Source organism: Corallococcus sp. AB045, assembly GCF_003668895.1.
Taxonomy (GTDB): Bacteria; Myxococcota; Myxococcia; order Myxococcales; family Myxococcaceae; genus Corallococcus; species Corallococcus coralloides.
In genome coordinates this window covers 1-12,932 of the sequence record NZ_RAWN01000236.1, presented here as the reverse complement: position 1 = coordinate 12,932, position 12,932 = coordinate 1, and the positions used below count along the sequence as shown (strand labels likewise).

The following is a 12,932-nucleotide window of genomic DNA, read 5'->3' as shown; positions in this document are numbered from 1 at the left end:
CCCCCACGCCGATCGCCGCCAGCCGCAGCCCCTGCCCCACCACCAGCCACAGCACCTGCCGGTCCGTCGCGCCCAGCGCCATGCGGATGCCCAGTTCGCGCGTGCGCTGGCTCACCGTGTACGCCAGCACGCCGTACAGCCCCACGCCCGCCAGCGTCAGCGCGAGCACCGCCATGGCCGTGAGCAGGCCGCCCATCACCCGCGTGCGGCCCAGGCTCTCCTCCACCACGGCCTCCAGGCCGCGCACCTGGACGAGCGGCAGGTCTGGATCCACCGCGCGAAGCTGTTCGCGCAGCGCGGGCAGCAGCGCCTGCGCGTCACGGGTCGCGCGCACGGCGAGGACCATGAACAGGCCCTCGAATTGATCCATGGGCAGGTACACCTCCGCGCGCGGCTCCTCCGCGAGGCTCGCGTGGTGCACGTCGCCCACCACGCCCACCACCTCCCGGAACGGCTCGCCGTCGAGCGTCAGCCGTGCGCGCTGGCCCAACGCGGAGCCCTTCGACAGGAAGCGCCGCGCGAAGGTCTCGTTGACCACCATCACCGGCGCCGCGCCCGCGCCGTCCGCGGCGCTCACGTCACGCCCCTCCTTCAGCGGGATGCGCAGCGTGGCGAAGTAGCCGTCGCTCACCGCGCGGAAGTTGACCGCTTCGCGCGCCTGGGCCTCCGCCTCCGTCTCACCGGGCAGCACCACCGCGCTGATGCCGTTGCGGTTCCACAGCGGCAGCGTGCTGGCCAGTCCCGCGGCCTGCACCGACGGCAACGCCCGCACCCGCGCCAACAGCTCCGCGCTCACCTGCCTCCGTCTCGTGTCATCCCGCCCGTAGGCCTCGCGGGGAAAGGACAGGTCCATCGCGCTGACGCCTCGCGGGTCGAAGCCCGGCGCCACGGTGTGCAGCGCATGGAGCGTGCGCAGCATCAGGCCCGCGCCCACCAGCGGCACGAGCGCCAGCGCGACCTGCGCCACCACCAGCACGGCGCGCGCCCGCATCGGCCCGGTCGCGCCCTTCCCTCCGCGAAGCCCTCCGAGCGCCCCCTTCGCCTCCGCGCGGGATGCACGCAGCGCGGGCACCAGGCCGAAGAGGACGCTGGTCGTCAGGGACAGGCCCGCCGCGATGGCGAGCACGTGGGGCTCCAGCCGGAGCTCCTCCGGCGACACCACCTCCCCGGGGACGAACACCCGCAGGAGGTCCATCCCCCACAGCGCCAGCAGCAGGCCCACCGCGCCGCCCATCAGGGCCAGCACCGCGCTCTCCACCAGGAACTGCCGCACCAGCTGTCCCCGGTTCGCGCCCAGCGCCGCGCGCACCGCCACCTCGCGCTCGCGGGCACTGGCGCGCGCGAGCAGCAGGTTCGCCACGTTTGCGCACGCCACGCACAGCACCAATGCCATCACTCCGGCCAGCAGCCACAGCTGCTCGCGCGAGGTCTCCACCACCTGCTCATGCAACGGCACCAGCCGAACCCCGGGCGCCGCTTCATTCCCGCCCAGCGTCGCGGCCCAGGTGCGCGAGTGTTCCTCCAGCTCCGCGCGGGCGCGCTCCAGCGGGACACCCGGCCGCAACCGGCCCACGCCACGCAGGTAGAGCTCCTCCGAAGCCTGACCCGGGGGCGCGGGCGTCAGGGGCTTCCACAGGTCCACGCCCGGCCAGAAGCGGAACGACGCGGGCAGCACGCCCTGGACGACGTGGGGCGCGCCATCCAGCGTGAGCGTCTGGCCCACCACGTCCGCGCGTCCACCGAAGTGGCTCCGCCAGAAGGCGTGGGACACGAGCACGCTCCGGTCGCGCCCGGGCACCTGGGACTCCGGCCCGAAGTCCTGTCCACGCTCGGGCCGCACGCCCAGCAGTGACATCAGGCCCGGGGTCGCGAGCCCCGCGCGCACCCGCTGCGCCGCGCTCGGACCGGTCAGCGTCTGGTCCATGGCGGTGACGCCCTCGATGGCCTGGAACGCGCCCAGGCGCTCGCGCCACGCCTGGAGGTACGAGTACGCCACACCGCCCCGCTCACGCTGCGGCGTGGATTGGTAGAGGCGCAGCAGCTCCTGGGGTTCGGGGTACGGCAGGGGCTTGAGCAGCACCTGGTACACGAGGCTGAAGACCGCGGTGGTGGCCCCGATGGCGAGCGCGAGCGTGGCCACCACCACCAAGGTGAACACGGGCTCGCGGCGCATCCGGCGCAGCGACAGACGGACGTCTTGGAGGAGCTGGGACATGGTGTCGGTCCGGGGCGGGCTGCAACTCTAGCGCCACGGCCGCCTGGCGGGCCGGAGGGCCCAGGGGACGGACGCGCGGTGTCCGCTCGTGGCACGTGGCGTCCCGCAAGCGGACAGCGGCCTTCTTTTCGGAAGGCAGGTGCGAGTGCTGGCGATATGGATCGCCCATGCGAAATGCACTGATGGCGGCATCGTTCCTGGCCCTCGCGGGCTGTTCCCACTCGACGCCCACGGCTCCGGCGGCCTCCCCCCAGACGCAAGTGGCGTCCGTGTCCGCACAGGCGCTGGTGGACGCGCCGGACCGCACGGAGGCGGACCGCAAGCTGGACGCGGGCCGGCATCCGGCCGCCCTGCTGGAGTTCGTGGGCGCGAAGCCCGGCATGCACGTGGCGGAGCTGATGGCGGGCGGCGGCTACACCACGGAGCTGCTGGCGCGCGCGGTGGGGCCCGAGGGCAAGGTGTACGGCGAGAATCCCAGCATCGTGCTGGAGAAGTTCGCGGCGAAGCCGTGGCAGGAGCGGCTGGCGCGGCCGGTGAACCAGAACGTGGTGCGCCTGGACCGCGAGCTGGACGCGCCCTTCCCGCCCGAGCTGAACGGCACGCTGGACGCGGTGGTGAGCCACATCATCTACCACGACGCGGGATGGCTGGGCGTGGACCGGGCGAAGATGAACGCGGCGGTGTTCCAGGCGCTCAAGCCGGGCGGCGTGTACGTCATCCTCGACTCCAGCGGGAAGCCGGGCACGGGCATCACGGAAGGCCAGACGCTGCACCGCATCGACGAGCAGCTGGTGCGTGACGAGGTGCAGGCCGCGGGCTTCCAGTTCCAGGAGGAGAGCAAGGTCTGGCGCAACCCGGAGGACACGCGCGACTGGAACTCCAGTCCGGGCGCCGCGGGCGAGCGCCGGGGCACGAGCGACCGGTTCGCGTTCAAGTTCGTCAAGCCGTAGGACGGAGCCGCGCGCATGGCCTCTCACAAGTTCAAGGCGAAGCTCGAAGTGGCCAATGACCAGGGAGGCCGGTTCGTGCGCTGTCCATTCGACAGCAAGGACGCCTACGGCGAAGCACGGCCGCCCGTGGTGGGCACCGTCAACGGGCAGCCCTTCCGGAGCCGGTTGATGGTGTACGGCGGCATCACCTACCTGGGCTTCACCAAGGAGGTGCGCGAGGCCGCGGGCGTCGAGGACGGCGCGACGCTGAGCATCACGCTGGAGCGGGACACGGCACCTCGGGAGATCGAGGTGCCGGAGGACCTCCAGCGCGCGCTGGACGCGGAGCCCGCGCTGCGGGACGTGTTCACGAACCTGGCGTTCACGCACCGCAAGGAGTTCGTGAAGGCGCTCACCGAGGCGAAGAAAGAGGAGACCCGCGCGCGCCGCCTGGCGCAGACGCTGGAGAAGCTGCGCGCCAAGGTGGTGAAGCCGTGACCTTCACGCCTTGCCAGGCCCGGGCGACCTTCATGAACATGCGGGTCGCGACACGACTGATTGTCGTGTTCGGGCTCAGCACGAGCTGCGCGACCGCCACTCACCAAGCCCCAAGCCGGAACGCGAATGCCTTCCTCGCCCAAGCGACGGATGCATGCCGTCCAGGGGATCCATCTACGGTGTGCTGCTGGAAGAAGTTTCGGAGTGCCGAAAGCTGTGGGCTGACAGCAACGGAGGCAGCCGAAACCGCCACGTTGATCGAGGCAACGCGTCAGGCACAGAAAGCAACGAGTGCCGAATCGGACGACGCATCCGATGACGGATGGAGACAGCACTGCATAGACACCTACACCTTGTGCGCGGGGCAGAAGAAGCCGCGATGGACAGGTGACTGCAGTGCATGCATGGAACGCTGCAAAGGCCAACATGCATGGCCTTTCGAGCTGTGCCATCAGGGGCCTGGAGGGCGAGGATGAATCCTGGCGATTGGGATCGAGTCCGGTTTCTAGCAGGCCAGCTCTCGGATGATGGCGAGCTTCCAGTGACGGAGGAAGTGCGCGAACTGCTGCTTCGCGTCGCGCCAGACGTGGCACTCACACCAGAAGAAGCGCGGCGGGCATTGAACGCCCCCAACACAGCCGCGGCGCTCTTGCGAGAAATGCATCACCGCATTCGGGATGGGTCACGCCGACTGTCACGAGCCCTCGTGGAGTCACACAAGCTCAAGCAGACAGGAGACTTCGCCGCGGCGCGAGAGGTCCTCAACCGCGCAGCCGCCGTGGAGATCGTCCCATTCTACCAAGAACAGGTTCGGATCGCGCTCGACCACGTCGACGCGCCTGAAGACGATAATCAAACCGATTCAGACGCCTGACCTCTCACTTTCACGCAACGCGCGGTGAAGTAGACTCGGGAGCGAACCGGCTCGGAGGTGCCCGAAGACATGGTCCCCAGGTGGCTTCGACTGGAAGAGGAAACGACCCTGTGGCGGGCAGTGCCCATCGTGGCGCTGCTGCTGCTCCTGGTCGCGGTGGTGTCCTTCGCCCCGTTTCCCCAAGCGCTGCTGGGTTACAGGCGAAGCCCGCTCGCGGCCGAGGCGGGGCTGTCCTTCGTCCTGGCCATCGCGGCCATCCTGTCGCGGGCACTCAAGCCGAGCCGGCTGCTGTCGGTGCTCTCATGGCTCCTGGCCGTACCGGTGTTCCTCTTGATGCTCCTGGCGACGGCGGTGGCCTTCGGCCCGTTTGCCCTGGCGCTGCTGGATTACCCGCTCGTGATCGTGGCGGGGCTGTTCTTCGCCCTGGCCGTCCTGGAGATCTTGTCACGGGCGTCCAAGCCGAACCGGCGGTTGTCGGTGCTCGCACTGCTCCTGGCCGCACCGGTGTGCTTCTTCTTCTCTGGCACGGCATACCAGCTGCGCGGGCTGTACCGGCTTCATGCCGTGGCGGACGAAGCCTGCCGCGCCGCTCGCGAGAAGGCCCAGCCGACGTCCGATGACGCCTTCGAGCATGCCGTCCGGCTCGCGAAGCTGTCGCCCTCACAGAGCGCCTCCATGGTGCTGAGCTGCAACAGCCAGTTCGATCGGGTCTACATCACCAATGGCTTCGACCCGGTGTGGGGGATCTCCGACGACGGGGTCCTGCACTGAGCCCTCGATGGAACGCCAGGAGAATGAAGTAGCATCCGCCCCGATGAGTGCTCCCCGTCCAGCGCCTTCCGCCCACGCCCACGCCCAATCCCAACAGAAGACACGCCTCCTCGCCTGTGGTGCGTCGGCCCTGCTCTTCGTGCTCGCCTGCGCGACGCCCGCGATGACCGTGTTCAACTCGAACAAGCGTGACGAGGAACAGATGTGGGGCATGGTGCTGCTGCTCATGGGCTGGCTGGGGGTGTTCACCCTGCAGTTCGGCTGGTTCGCGAACCCCCTGCTGTGCCTGGCCTTCGTCCTGCTCCTCGTGGGTGCGGACCGGAAGGCGCTCTGGGTCGGCGGCGCGGCGTGCGTCCTCGGACTGTCGTCGCTCACCTGGTACGTGAACCCCATCCCCGCGGATGAAAGCGGCGGGGACCGCTACCTGGAACTGCTCTACCCCTCCATTGGCTTCATCTTCTGGCTGGGCAGCATGCTGGTGATCCCTCTCACGGCCCATCACCTCTCGCAGCAGGAGGCGGAGGCCAAGCTTCAGGTGCCCCCGTCGTCCGAGCCGAACGCCTGACCTCTCACCGCCGTGAGCAGCAGGTCGTACTTGCCCCCCAGGAACGTGCGGAAGCCGTGCTGGTGCAGGTAGCGGCGGTAGAAGGACAGGTCCTTCACCAGCAGCGACAGGTCCGGCTCGCGAAGGTTGCGCACGCGCGCGCCGTACACGACCTCTCCGTCGCGGAAGCGTGAGTTGGGGAAGCCCAGCACCAGTGAGGCCTTGGGCTCCAGGTGCTCCTGCACCAGCGTGCGCAAGAGCGCCCGGTCATCCACGCCCGGGCTCTGCAACGTGCCCACCGACACCACCACGTCGAAGCGGCCCAGGTCCGAGGGCAGCGCGTTCAGGTCCGCCTGAATGAACGCATGGCGCGGATCCGGAAACGCCGCCCGTGCCTCCAACAGTGCGCTCGCGCTGTGGTCCACGCCGACGAAGCGGATGCCCTCCACCTCCGCGAACGCGGCCAGCTCATCGCCCCGGTTGACGCCCAGGTCCAGGAGCCTCGCGCCCGGTGGCAGCGCCAGCCGCCCCACCGCCTCCAGCCAGGGAAGCAGGAAGCCCGCGTCCTCGAACTTCCGCACGCGCGCGAAGTCGGACGCCGCGCCATAGCGCTCCTGGGGCGCCTCTGTCCGCGCCCCGCCTCCCGCGTGCCACGAAGCCTCCGAACCCAGCGGCTCGAACGTGAGCCGCACGTGCGTCGCGTCCACCCCGCGAGGCGTGCGCAGACGGCATGACAGCCCCTCCGCCAGGTCGCACCAGCTCCGCAGCGGCCGGTGCACGAGCCCACCCTCCACACGCTCCCCGGGATAGCGCCCGGGGCCCAGGTCCGGATCCGGCACGTCGATGGACACGGGCCCGGACGACAACAGCGCCTCCAGGTGGCGCAGCACGAGGATCAACGGCTCGGCGTGGAAGCGGCGTGGACTTTCGGCGGAGGGGCGCGACGACATGCGCCGCACCCTACTCCGCGTGGCGACGACCTGGAGGCCATCGTGGACGCGGCCGTCGCGGGCATGGGGCTGGCGTGGCTGCCCTGCTGGCTCACCCAGGACGCCGTGCGCGATAAGCAGCGTATGCGCGTGCTGACGGACCTCCCGGGGCTCTGCTTCGACATCCACGCGCTCTGGCCCACGTCGCCGCACCTGCCCGTGCGGGTGCGCGTCGCCATCGACGCGCTCGCGGAGAAAGTTCCCGCCTTCGTCAAGTGACGGAAGGCGACGCAGCGGCCCGCCGCGCCTGGACCTGTTCCCACACGAACGCGAGGACCAGGAACCCACCGCCCACCGCGCATACGCCCCGCCAGCCCGCGTGGTCCCAGGAGATGGCGGAGAGCGCGGAACCGCAGGCCCCGCCCACGAAGTAGAACATCTTGTAGAGCGTGTTGAGGCGGGTCTGCGCCGTGGGGTGCAGGCGGTACAGCTCCGTCTGGTTGGACACCGTGGCGGCCTGAGCCCCCAGGTCCAGCAGCACCACACCCGCGATGAGCCCGGCCCACAGCGTGCCGAAGACGGCGAAGACGCCGAAGGCCGCCAGCATCGTGACGATGCACGCCCGGACGATGCGCCGCGCGCCAATGCGCTGCGCGTGCCGCCCCGTGACGTTCGCGGCGAGCGCCCCCACCGTCCCGATGAGCCCGAACATGCCCGCCGTGCCCGGCCCCTGGTGGTACGCGTCACTGCTCAGGAAGAACGCCAGCGACGCCCAGAACGCGGAGAGCGCGGCGTACATCAGGGCGCCCGTGAGCGCGATGGCTCGCAGTCCCGGCACGTCCCGCAGCAGCGTCCACAGCGACTGCAGGAGGCGCGGATACGCCAGCCGCGTGGAGGACTCGTAGCGAGGCAGCCCCAGCCGCAGCGTCATCGCCAGGCCCACCATGGTCGCGCCGGCCGCGAAATACACCCCGCGCCAGCCCAGGTGTGTCGCCACGAAGCCGCTGAGCGTGCGGGAGATGAGCACGCCCACCAGCGCGGCGCTGAGCACCACGCCCAGGTTCCTCCCCCGCTCCTCGGGCGAGCTGAGCGCCGCGACAAAGGGGATGAGGATCTGCACCAGCACGGACGTCAGGCCAATGGCCACGCAGGCGGCCAGGAACAGGGGGAACGTGGGCGCCAGGCCCGCCGCGAAGAGCGCCGCCGCCGCGAGCCCCAGCATCGTCACCAGCAGGCCGCGCTTCTCCAGCACGTCGCCCAGCGGCGTCAGGAGCACCAGGCCCGCCACGTAGCCCAGCTGCGACGACATGGGCACGGAGCCCACGGCGGAGGCGGACAGGCCGAAGGACTGCGCGATGACGCCCAGGAGCGGCTGGCTGTAATAGACGTTGCCCACCGCGAGCACCGTCGCCGTCGTCATCGTCCACAGCAGCCGGCGGTCCATCGGCGCGGCCTGGGGCACGGCGGTGGCGGGGAGCACGGCGGAGGAGGTCTCCATGCGACATGCCTAGCGCTCCCCCATCCATACATCCAATATATCCTGGGTCTGGAATCCAGACCTGGAGCGTATGGACCATGGAGCTGCGCCACCTGCGGTACTTCGTCGCGGTCGCGGAGGAGCTCAGCTTCACCCGCGCCGCGAAGCGGCTGCACATCGCCCAGCCGCCGCTCAGTCAGCAGATCCGCAAGTTCGAAACGGAGCTGGGCGGAGCCCTCTTCGAACGGGAGGCCCGGGCGGTGCGCCTCACGAAGCTGGGACGCGAGCTGCTGCCAGAAGCCCACCAGTTGCTGGAGCGCGCGAAGCGGTTCCAGGAGCACGCGGCACGGCAGGCCCGGGGTGAGCAGGACGTGCTGGTGCTGGGCCTCATCTCGTCGTTCGCGACGCCCCGGTTCGCGACGATGCTTCGGGCCTTCCAGAAGAAGGTGCCAGGGGTCCACATCGAGCTGAGCAACCATCCGTCCGCGTGGCAGCTGGAGGCGTTGGAGCGGGGCACATTGGACGTGGGCATCCTGCGCCCGCGCGAGCGGATGCCTCCGAACGTCGTCTCGCACCTCATCCGGCGGGAGCCCTTCCGGCTGGCGGTGCCCTCACGGCATCCCTTCGCGAAGCGGAAGGCGGTGGCGTGGAAGGACCTGCGGGATGAACCGCTCGTCCTGGTGGAGCCCGGCGTCGCGCCGCCTGACTACTACGCGGCGTTCTTCGACCGGCTCCGCGACGCGGGCGTCGAGCCCGCCGTGCGCCAGTACGCGCAGAACGTCGCGACGAAGATCTGGTTCGTCTCCGCGGGCTTCGGCATCGCGCCCATGCCGCACACGCCCGACACGGAGCACCACTCCGGCGTGGCCTTCATCGACCTGCCGGAGGACGCGCCGGTGACGAACACCGCCATCGCCTGGCGCAAGTCCGGCGGCACGCCCGCCCTGCTCCGGTTCGTCGACTTCGCGCGCGAGTCCTTCGCCACGCACTGAAGCCCTACGACGGCTCGCCGCCCACCGCCCGCCGGATGCCCATCAGCTTGTCGGGGTTGCGCGTGATGTAGAGGGCGACGATGCGGCCGTCCTCGATGCCGAGCGCCGTGGTCTGCAGCGTTCCATCCGACTCCAGCGTGACGAACGCGGGCAGGCCGTTGATGGTGCCCTCGTACACGAGCTGAGACGAGTTCACGCCCGTGCGCCGGACGAACGCCTCGAGCATGCGCACGATCTTCTCCTGGCCGTAGATGGGATTGAGCACCGCCTTCGCCTTGCCGCCCCCGTCCGAATAGAGCACGACGTCCTGGGCCAGCAGCGCCTGGAGCGCGTGCGTGTCACCGCTCCGGGACGCGGCATGGAACGCCGAGGCCAGCTCGTGGCCCTTCGCCTCGGTCACGGGGAAGCGGGGCCGGGCCTCCTGGACGTGGGCCCGCGCCCGGCTGGCGAGCTGGCGGCACGCCGCGGGATCGCGGTCGATGGCCTTCGCCACCTCCTCGAAGTCCATGCCGAACACGTCGTGCAGGAGGAACGCGGCGCGCTCCAGCGGGGACAGGCGCTCCAGGGCCATCATCAGGGTCAGCGTCAAGTCGTCGCCCTCCACTGTCTCGATGATGGGCTCTGGAAGCCAGGTCCCCACGTACTCCTCGCGCCGCACGCGCGCGGACTTCAGGACGTCCAGGCACAGCCGGGTCACCGTGCGGACGAGCACGGCCTCGGCGTCCCGCACGGCGTCGCGGTCCGTCTGGTGCCAACGGAGGTACGCCTCCTGCACCACGTCCTCCGCCTCCGCGACGATGCCCAGCATCCGGTACGCGATGCGGAGCAGGCGGGGGCGGAGCGGGTCGAAGGCGTCCGCGGGGTTCACGTCAGGCGGCTTCACTGCGCGAGGTCACCGGGTGCATGGACCGGAAGCCAACGGAGATCCGGTTCCAGGTGTTGATCATGCCAATCAGGAGGGTCAGGCTCACGATCTCCTCTTCGGTGAAGTGCGGCTTGAGCGCATCGTAGTCCGTATCCGGGGCGTGCGTCTGGGAGACGAGCGTCAGGGTCTCGGTCCAGCCCAGGGCCGCCCGCTCGCGCTCGGTGTACAGCGGCGACTCACGCCAGCCGTCCAGCAGGTAGATGCGCTCCTCGGTCTCCCCGTGCGCGCGGGCGTCGCGGGTGTGCATGTGGATGCAGAAGGCGCAGCCATTGAGCTGCGAAGCGCGGATCTTCACCAACTCCTGGAGGTTCGACTCCAGCCCGAGCGCCGACACCTTCCCGCTGAAGTCCATCATCGACTTGAGGGCTTCCGGCGCGACCGCGAAAGGATTCATCCTGGCCTTCATTGGGAACTCCTTGTTCTGGGTGGCGAAGTGCCTTCCCATCCCCAGGACGAGGCAGCGGGGGCCGCGTGTGACATGGGCATTTTAAATGCCTAAAAAGGTCCCAGGAGGCGCCACCGGATGAAGACCGTGAACGATGTGGAGACGCTCGAACGCCTGTACGGGGTCCCTGGGAAGTCGTCCGTGCTCAAGGAGGTGGACCACCTCCATCCAGCGTACCGGCCCTTCATCGAGCGCTCGCCGTTCATGGTGCTCGCCACCTCCGGCCCTGAAGGGCTGGATGCCTCGCCCCGGGGGGACCCCGCGGGGTTCGTGGTCATCGAGGACGCGCGCACGCTGCTGCTGCCCGACCGCCGGGGCAACAACCGCATGGACTCGCTGCGGAACATCCTGGAGGATCCGCGCGTCGCGCTGCTGTTCTTCGTCCCGGGCGTGAACGAGACCCTGCGCGTCAACGGCCGGGCGAGCATCGTCATCGAACCGTCCATGCTCGAGCGCTTCACCTTCGAGGGAAAACAGCCCCGCTCCGTGCTGCGCATCACCGTGGAGACGGTCTACTTCCAGTGCAGTCGCGCGTTGATCCGCTCCGGGCTCTGGGACCCGGCCCGGCATGTCACCCGCGCCGAATTCCCAAGCCCCGGCTCCATCCTCGAAGCGCTGAGCCCGGAAGACTTCGACGGCGGCGAGTACGACCGCGAACTGCCAGGCCGGGTGAAGACGACTCTGTACTGAGCCTCAAGCGCCCGCGTCGAACACCGTGGCCTTGCGCACGCGCACCCGGAGCGTCTGACCGGCGCGTACGCCCTCCAGCGCCGGCCCGATGACACGAAGGAACGCATCCCCCACCGGGAAGCGGTACTCCGCCGCATGCCCCAGGAACAACCGAGCGGAGAGCACCAGGGGCGTCCCGGTCTCCCCCAGCTCCAGGTCCTCCGGGCGCACGACCAGCGTCCCCGGCCCGGGCTTCGCGTCCATGGGCAGGTCGAACGCAGTGTCCGTCCCCGCGCAGTGGAAGGTGCCCGCGCGCACCTCGCCCCGCAGCACGTTCGCGCCTCCGACGAAGCCCGCGACGAACGGCGTCGCCGGTTCCCGGTACAGCCGCTCTGGCGTGTCCACCTGTTCGATGACGCCCCGGTTCATCACGGCGATGCGGTCCGACAGGGCCAGGGCTTCGCCCTGATCATGAGTGACGAACACGAGCGTCGTGCCCAGCCGGGCCCGCAGCGCGGCGATCTCCGCGCGCAGCTCCTCACGCAGGGCCGCGTCCAGGTTCGACAGGGGCTCGTCCAACAGCAACACGCGAGGCCCCGCCACCAGCGCCCGCGCGAGCGCCACGCGCTGCAACTGTCCGCCGGACAGCTCGTGCGGCATCCGCGTGGCGAACGGCTCCAGCCGAACCCAGCGCAGGGCTTCGCGCACCCGTGAAGCAATCTCGTGGCGGGGCACCTTCCGGAGCGCCAGGGGATAGGCGACGTTCGCCTCGACGCTGCGATGCGGCCAGATGGCGTAGCTCTGGAACACCATGCCCAGGCCTCGCTTCTCGGGTGGAACACGTACGCCGGGACCGGCGACTACTTCGTCACCCAGGCGGATGATGCCCGCGTCCGGATGCTCCAACCCCGCGAGCATCCGCAGGGTCGTCGTCTTCCCGCAACCGGAAGGGCCCAGCAGGGACACCAGCTCGCCCTGCCCCACTTGAAGGCTCAAGCCGCGCACCACGGGCGTCCCGCCGTAAGCCTTGACCAGTCCCTCCAGGACGATGGCCGCCATCACCGCACCTCCGGCACTCGACGCCGAGCCCACGCGAGCACGGCCTGTCCCGCGACCACCAGCGCCACGAACGCGCACGCGAGCACGGCCGCGGCGGCAGGGTCCGCATAACTCTGCAACTCGAACAGCAAGGTCCCCAGCACCTCGGAGCCCGCGGGCACCAGCAGCACGGACAGGGTGATCTCCGTGGCACACGCGAGGAACGCGAGCACGAACGCCACCGTGAGCGCGGGCCGGAGCAGCGGCAGCGTCGCGTCCACGAACGCACGCACGGGCCCGGCACCGCCGACGCGCGCGGCCTCCGCGAGCGAAGGATCCACCTGGGCCAGGGCCTCGGAGCTGTTGCGTTCGCCGAGCGCCAGGTACTTCCCCACATAACCCACGAGCATCAGCCAAGGCGTGTGCGCCAGGGCCAGCACGAACGCGAAGCGGTCCAGCACCACCAGCCGCCAGTCCCGTGAGAACGCCACCAGCAGAGCGAGCGCCAGCACCGTGCCCGGGACCGCGAAGGGCCACACCGCCAGGGCCTCCACGCCCGCGCCGCCGCGACGGAAGGCCCGCCGCAAGAGCGCCGCCGAAAGCCCCAGCCCCACCACCAAGAGCCC

Annotated in this window: 15 protein-coding genes; 8 read left to right on the top strand and 7 right to left on the bottom strand. The window is 70.1% G+C overall.

Annotation, left to right across the window (positions count from 1 at the left end):
* Nucleotides 1-2,215, bottom strand: a 2,215-nt coding sequence (locus D7Y21_RS35840) for an ABC transporter permease (protein WP_147469467.1), incomplete at its 3' end; no start/stop codon positions are given.
* Between the two features lie 167 nt (nucleotides 2,216-2,382).
* Here D7Y21_RS35840 and D7Y21_RS35835 point away from each other — a divergent pair.
* The 5 genes from D7Y21_RS35835 to D7Y21_RS35815 all read left to right on the top strand — a co-directional run bounded on the left by D7Y21_RS35835 (nucleotide 2,383) and on the right by D7Y21_RS35815 (nucleotide 5,852).
* A complete protein-coding gene (locus D7Y21_RS35835) occupies nucleotides 2,383-3,165 on the top strand; it encodes a class I SAM-dependent methyltransferase (RefSeq protein ID WP_121718082.1) in 783 nt (260 codons plus the stop codon).
* Between the two features lie 15 nt (nucleotides 3,166-3,180).
* Nucleotides 3,181-3,642 carry a YdeI/OmpD-associated family protein gene (locus tag D7Y21_RS35830; RefSeq protein WP_121718081.1) on the top strand — a complete coding sequence of 154 codons (462 nt, stop codon included), beginning with the start codon at nucleotides 3,181-3,183 and terminating at the stop codon, nucleotides 3,640-3,642.
* Between the two features lie 472 nt (nucleotides 3,643-4,114).
* Nucleotides 4,115-4,516, top strand: a complete 402-nt coding sequence (locus D7Y21_RS35825) for a DUSAM domain-containing protein (protein WP_158619244.1) — start codon at nucleotides 4,115-4,117, stop codon at nucleotides 4,514-4,516.
* A 69-nt stretch (nucleotides 4,517-4,585) separates the two neighbouring features.
* Nucleotides 4,586-5,287 (top strand): hypothetical protein, encoded by a 702-nt coding sequence (locus D7Y21_RS35820; protein ID WP_147469466.1) that lies wholly within the window; start codon nucleotides 4,586-4,588, stop codon nucleotides 5,285-5,287.
* Nucleotides 5,288-5,330: 43 nt separating this feature from the next.
* On the top strand, nucleotides 5,331-5,852 hold the full coding sequence (locus D7Y21_RS35815; protein ID WP_147443165.1) for a hypothetical protein: 522 nt from the start codon (nucleotides 5,331-5,333) through the stop codon (nucleotides 5,850-5,852).
* Here the strand turns inward: D7Y21_RS35815 and D7Y21_RS35810 are convergent.
* Nucleotides 5,819-6,781, bottom strand: a complete 963-nt coding sequence (locus D7Y21_RS35810) for a bifunctional 2-polyprenyl-6-hydroxyphenol methylase/3-demethylubiquinol 3-O-methyltransferase UbiG (protein ID WP_120562894.1) — start codon at nucleotides 6,779-6,781, stop codon at nucleotides 5,819-5,821. The genes D7Y21_RS35815 and D7Y21_RS35810 overlap by 34 nt on opposite strands.
* On the opposite strand from D7Y21_RS35810, the gene D7Y21_RS35805 reads away from it, so the two are divergent.
* Complete coding sequence (locus D7Y21_RS35805) at nucleotides 6,710-7,039, top strand: LysR substrate-binding domain-containing protein (protein WP_372239501.1); 330 nt, start codon at nucleotides 6,710-6,712, stop codon at nucleotides 7,037-7,039. The genes D7Y21_RS35810 and D7Y21_RS35805 overlap by 72 nt on opposite strands.
* Here the strand turns inward: D7Y21_RS35805 and D7Y21_RS35800 are convergent.
* A complete protein-coding gene (locus tag D7Y21_RS35800) occupies nucleotides 7,032-8,258 on the bottom strand; it encodes an MFS transporter (RefSeq protein ID WP_121718079.1) in 1,227 nt (408 codons plus the stop codon). The two genes, D7Y21_RS35805 and D7Y21_RS35800, sit on opposite strands and share 8 nt — an antisense overlap.
* A gap of 77 nt (nucleotides 8,259-8,335) precedes the next feature.
* Between D7Y21_RS35800 and D7Y21_RS35795 the strand changes: the two genes are divergently transcribed.
* On the top strand, nucleotides 8,336-9,229 hold the full coding sequence (locus D7Y21_RS35795; RefSeq protein ID WP_158627400.1) for a LysR substrate-binding domain-containing protein: 894 nt from the start codon (nucleotides 8,336-8,338) through the stop codon (nucleotides 9,227-9,229).
* Between the two features lie 4 nt (nucleotides 9,230-9,233).
* On the opposite strand, the gene D7Y21_RS35790 is transcribed toward D7Y21_RS35795, so the two are convergent.
* Both D7Y21_RS35790 and D7Y21_RS35785 read right to left on the bottom strand, forming a co-directional pair.
* A complete protein-coding gene (locus tag D7Y21_RS35790) occupies nucleotides 9,234-10,097 on the bottom strand; it encodes a sigma-70 family RNA polymerase sigma factor (protein ID WP_120562891.1) in 864 nt (287 codons plus the stop codon).
* A 1-nt stretch (nucleotide 10,098) separates the two neighbouring features.
* Complete coding sequence (locus D7Y21_RS35785; protein WP_120562890.1) at nucleotides 10,099-10,560, bottom strand: carboxymuconolactone decarboxylase family protein; 462 nt, start codon at nucleotides 10,558-10,560, stop codon at nucleotides 10,099-10,101.
* Between the two features lie 117 nt (nucleotides 10,561-10,677).
* Here D7Y21_RS35785 and D7Y21_RS35780 point away from each other — a divergent pair, with 117 nt between their 5' ends.
* A complete protein-coding gene (locus D7Y21_RS35780; protein WP_121718077.1) occupies nucleotides 10,678-11,289 on the top strand; it encodes a pyridoxamine 5'-phosphate oxidase family protein in 612 nt (203 codons plus the stop codon).
* A 3-nt stretch (nucleotides 11,290-11,292) separates the two neighbouring features.
* On the opposite strand, the gene D7Y21_RS35775 is transcribed toward D7Y21_RS35780, so the two are convergent.
* Together D7Y21_RS35775 and D7Y21_RS35770 are read right to left on the bottom strand one after the other, a co-directional pair.
* Nucleotides 11,293-12,327, bottom strand: a complete 1,035-nt coding sequence (locus D7Y21_RS35775; RefSeq protein WP_199724242.1) for an ABC transporter ATP-binding protein — start codon at nucleotides 12,325-12,327, stop codon at nucleotides 11,293-11,295.
* Nucleotides 12,327-12,932 (bottom strand): ABC transporter permease subunit (locus D7Y21_RS35770; protein WP_121718076.1); only part of this gene is annotated, 606 nt, incomplete at its 5' end. The genes D7Y21_RS35770 and D7Y21_RS35775, both read right to left, overlap by 1 nt.

Excerpts from the sequence above, each read along its gene's own strand:
- D7Y21_RS35835 (WP_121718082.1), top strand. The coding sequence starts at position 2,383 with ATGCGAAATGCACTGATGGCGGCATCGTTCCTGGCCCTCGCGGGCTGT.
- D7Y21_RS35830 (WP_121718081.1), top strand. The coding sequence starts at position 3,181 with ATGGCCTCTCACAAGTTCAAGGCGAAGCTCGAAGTGGCCAATGACCAG.
- D7Y21_RS35825 (WP_158619244.1), top strand. The coding sequence starts at position 4,115 with ATGAATCCTGGCGATTGGGATCGAGTCCGGTTTCTAGCAGGCCAGCTC.
- D7Y21_RS35820 (WP_147469466.1), top strand. The coding sequence starts at position 4,586 with ATGGTCCCCAGGTGGCTTCGACTGGAAGAGGAAACGACCCTGTGGCGG.
- D7Y21_RS35815 (WP_147443165.1), top strand. The coding sequence starts at position 5,331 with ATGAGTGCTCCCCGTCCAGCGCCTTCCGCCCACGCCCACGCCCAATCC.
- D7Y21_RS35810 (WP_120562894.1), bottom strand. The coding sequence starts at position 6,781 with ATGTCGTCGCGCCCCTCCGCCGAAAGTCCACGCCGCTTCCACGCCGAG.
- D7Y21_RS35800 (WP_121718079.1), bottom strand. The coding sequence starts at position 8,258 with ATGGAGACCTCCTCCGCCGTGCTCCCCGCCACCGCCGTGCCCCAGGCC.
- D7Y21_RS35795 (WP_158627400.1), top strand. The coding sequence starts at position 8,336 with ATGGAGCTGCGCCACCTGCGGTACTTCGTCGCGGTCGCGGAGGAGCTC.
- D7Y21_RS35785 (WP_120562890.1), bottom strand. The coding sequence starts at position 10,560 with ATGAAGGCCAGGATGAATCCTTTCGCGGTCGCGCCGGAAGCCCTCAAG.
- D7Y21_RS35780 (WP_121718077.1), top strand. The coding sequence starts at position 10,678 with ATGAAGACCGTGAACGATGTGGAGACGCTCGAACGCCTGTACGGGGTC.
- D7Y21_RS35775 (WP_199724242.1), bottom strand. The coding sequence starts at position 12,327 with ATGGCGGCCATCGTCCTGGAGGGACTGGTCAAGGCTTACGGCGGGACG.